Raw genomic sequence first — 3124 nt, 5'->3', positions numbered from 1 at the left:
GGAGCGAGCATTGTGGATACGGCGATTTGTACTAAACCCGGATAGGTTTTGGCAGGACAATTGCTTCAAGGGGATTCAATCCATCGCAGCTATTTGACGTTGCCCTTCCGAGTAGGGAAGCCCCAGCGTGCTTTAGGTGTTCTTTGTCCGTGTCCGCCGTTTCCAGCTTCGTGCCCGTTTAAGTCCACCGTGGCTCGCCGGGAGGCTCCCCCCTCACGGACCCCGCCGTGCGGATTTCCCGCAGCGGGTTCTTCAGGCTTACTTCCCTGTGCTCGCCCAGGAATGCATGATCCTAGGTAGCAGTAGCGGATGCTGTCGCAGGATCGCTTGATATTTCTCCCACGTCAGCGGCCGCCCGCGTGTGCGGCGACCCAGCCATTCGCGCCAGATGCGACGGACTCGCCGATAGAACTGCCAAATACTTCGGTAGTTCGTCGGCCTTCCGTAGTACTGGTAGTGGCCGCGGAGCTTGGCGTTTAGGGCTTTCTGCTGCTTGCTCACGGGCTCGTGCCGGTGTTGTTTACACCATTCGGTGACCGCCTTCAGCCCTCTGCGGAGCCTTTTGGCGAGCGTCCTTCCGTGCACCGCGAACTTGCCCTTTCGGCTGCGAGCGCAAATGTGCTTGAATCCGAGGAAGTCAAAGGTTTCGGGTTTCTTTTCCTGCTGCTTCGCATTCCTCGCTGCATAGCGCCCAAACTCAATCAGCCGCGTCTTCTCCGGGTGTAATGTCAAACCGTACTTCTCGAACCGCTTCGATAAGACACTCAGCACCTTTTCCGCGTCCTCCTTATGCTGAAAGCACAGGATGGCGTCATCGGCAAAACGAACTTCGTAGGCTTCCCCTTTCAGACGGGGCTTCACCACATCCTCAAACCACTCATCGAGTGCGTGGTGCAGGTAAATATTGGCCAGGAGCGGGCTAATCGGCTGCCCCTGTCCTGTCCCTGTTTCGCTCACGAGCAGTTTGCCGTCTTCGATGACTCCGACCTTGATCCATTTCTGGATCAGGCGGAGCACGCTACTGTCATTTACGCGCTTCTCCACCATCTCGATGAGAATGCCCCTAACAATCTTGTCGAAGTATGCGCTGATGTCTATCTCCAGAATCCAACCCGTGGGCCGAGTACATATCACCCGTCCCACTTCGTCCAGAGCCTGATGTTGCCCTCGTCCAGGCCGAAACCCGTAGGAGCAATCTAGAAAGTCCTGCTCGTAGATGGCGTTGAGCAGGTCCACTACCACTTTCTGCACGAACTTATCCTCGAGGGCGGGAATAGAGATGGGTCTCTGTTGTCCGTTCTCCTTGGGGATATAGACTCGGCGGAGCGGTTGAACCTGATACTTTCCTGCCACGAGCCGCCGATGCAACTGGCGGACGTTCTCCTCGGCGCTAGTCTCGTACTCTGCGTACGTGACCCCGTCGATTCCAGCACTGGCATTCTTTCGTAGACTCCGAAATGCCGCATACAACTTCTCCACTGTAATCAGGTGAGCGATGGAGTAGAACTGTCGCTTCGGATCTTCCTTGGCGAGTTCAGCTAATCTGTCGATGTCTGTGCACATAATGTTTCGAGTTCTGAGTCTCGGTCATGTCTCCTTTCAACAGATTCGTATGCCTGCTTCCCCCTTCCCTCCACTGGGTCCCGTGGCCGCTCCTTGCGGAAGCCCTGCGGTTCCCCACCTTCCTCGGTACTATGGGGTTGTAAGACTGCTCAACCATCTATCCGTACTTCCTTCGGTCGACCCTTGGTTGCACGTTTCTCTCGACCCAATCCGAAGGCGTTCCTCCTGGTGTGAGAGGAGATGGGGAGCTCTCTTGGGTTCCCGGCCAACCTTTTTGAAAAACATGCCGCGGGCTAGAGACACCGCCGATTTCAGCACAACCTCGCATTAGCGGTTGCTGCCGAATACTGCCTTCCGCCATTCTGAAGACGTCGGCATCGGTACGAGATACGATCTCGGTGCTGATCCTCACGGCCTGCTTTCTTACTGTGTACGCTTCGCACCCACCGGTCGCCCAGTGAATGGCAACACTCGCTACTAACCTGTCTGCTCGACTTTGGTCAGGCGGGATTTGCACCCGCTAGGTTGGGTTAAGAGGTTTCGCTATCTCATCAACAGTTCCCCCTCTTCCGAGCTTTCCCCAACGCGACAGAATGCGTATCTCTTAGCTCTGCCATTTTGCGAGGATATACATCCTCGTAGTCGTCGTCGTGACGGTGGGAATTGTGGAAATCGGCAGTATCGATTTCCAGCATTTTCCACCGTCTGCCTCGGTGGCGTCCAATGCTCAGGCGGCAGCCTCCGCCAGAGCGTCCTTCCAGTCCTCTTCGAATTCAATGGGACTTACATAGTTCAGCGTTGAGTGCATGCGCTCGCGGTTATACCAGAGCAGCCAGGCGACAGTTTCATCCTTGGCCTGACGGATGGTTACGAAACGCTGCCCGTGCAGCCGTTCCACCTTCAGAGATCCAAACAGTGTCTCTGTCGGGGCGTTGTCCCAGCAGTTGCCCTTGCGACTCATCGAAGCCCGGATGCCGTGTTCCTTCAACACCGCGCGGAACTCATGACTGGCATACTGACTGCCGCGGTCGCTGTGAAAGATCAACTCCGTTGTGCCCTGAGCACGGCGCTGGAACCAGGCCATCTCCAAAGCGTCGATGACCAGGTTACGGCCCACGTCGGTCTGCATCGACCAGCCCACCACGCGGCGGCTGAACAGATCGATGACTACGGCCAGAAACAGCCAGCCTTCCTCGGTGGGGATGTAAGTGATGTCGCCGCTCCATGCCAAATTCGGCGAGGATAGGGTGAAGTTGCGGTTCAACAGGTTCGGCGCGACTGGTAGATCATGCCGGCTGTCGGTCGTGGCGATGCGGAAACGCCGTTTGCCGCGGGCACGTATACCCTGCTGCTGCATCAGCCGCTGCACCCGCAGTTTGCCCACGCGAATGCCGCCCCTACGCAAATGGCACCAGATGCGCGGCCAGCCGTAAGCTCCGCGATGTTCTTCCTAGACAGCGCGAATATAAGCTTCCAGTTATGAAATCAAGTGAATAACTACTGGCATGGTCCGCCGCCTAAGCCCCTGGAGGGTGTAGAGGTGTAGACAGGAGGTGTTCCA

The 3124-nt window shown here is 56.7% G+C and carries 1 protein-coding gene and 1 pseudogene; both read right to left on the bottom strand.

Annotation, left to right across the window (positions count from 1 at the left end):
• Positions 1 to 258 precede the first annotated feature (258 nt).
• Positions 259 to 1563 carry a group II intron reverse transcriptase/maturase gene (ltrA, locus tag Q363_RS31075; RefSeq protein ID WP_035358524.1) on the bottom strand — a complete coding sequence of 435 codons (1305 nt, stop codon included), beginning with the start codon at positions 1561 to 1563 and terminating at the stop codon, positions 259 to 261.
• A gap of 727 nt (positions 1564 to 2290) precedes the next feature.
• A pseudogene (locus Q363_RS31070) lies at positions 2291 to 3004 on the bottom strand (IS3 family transposase); the annotation flags it as partial.
• Positions 3005 to 3124 lie beyond the last annotated feature (120 nt).

This window comes from Edaphobacter aggregans DSM 19364, from assembly GCF_000745965.1.
GTDB lineage: Bacteria > Acidobacteriota > Terriglobia > Terriglobales > Acidobacteriaceae > Edaphobacter > Edaphobacter aggregans.
Note: the sequence above shows the minus strand (reverse complement) of the source record. Positions and strands in the feature narration are given on the sequence as shown.

Coding starts and splice junctions, on each gene's coding strand:
- ltrA (WP_035358524.1), bottom strand. CDS start 1,563: ATGTGCACAGACATCGACAGATTAGCTGAACTCGCCAAGGAAGATCCG.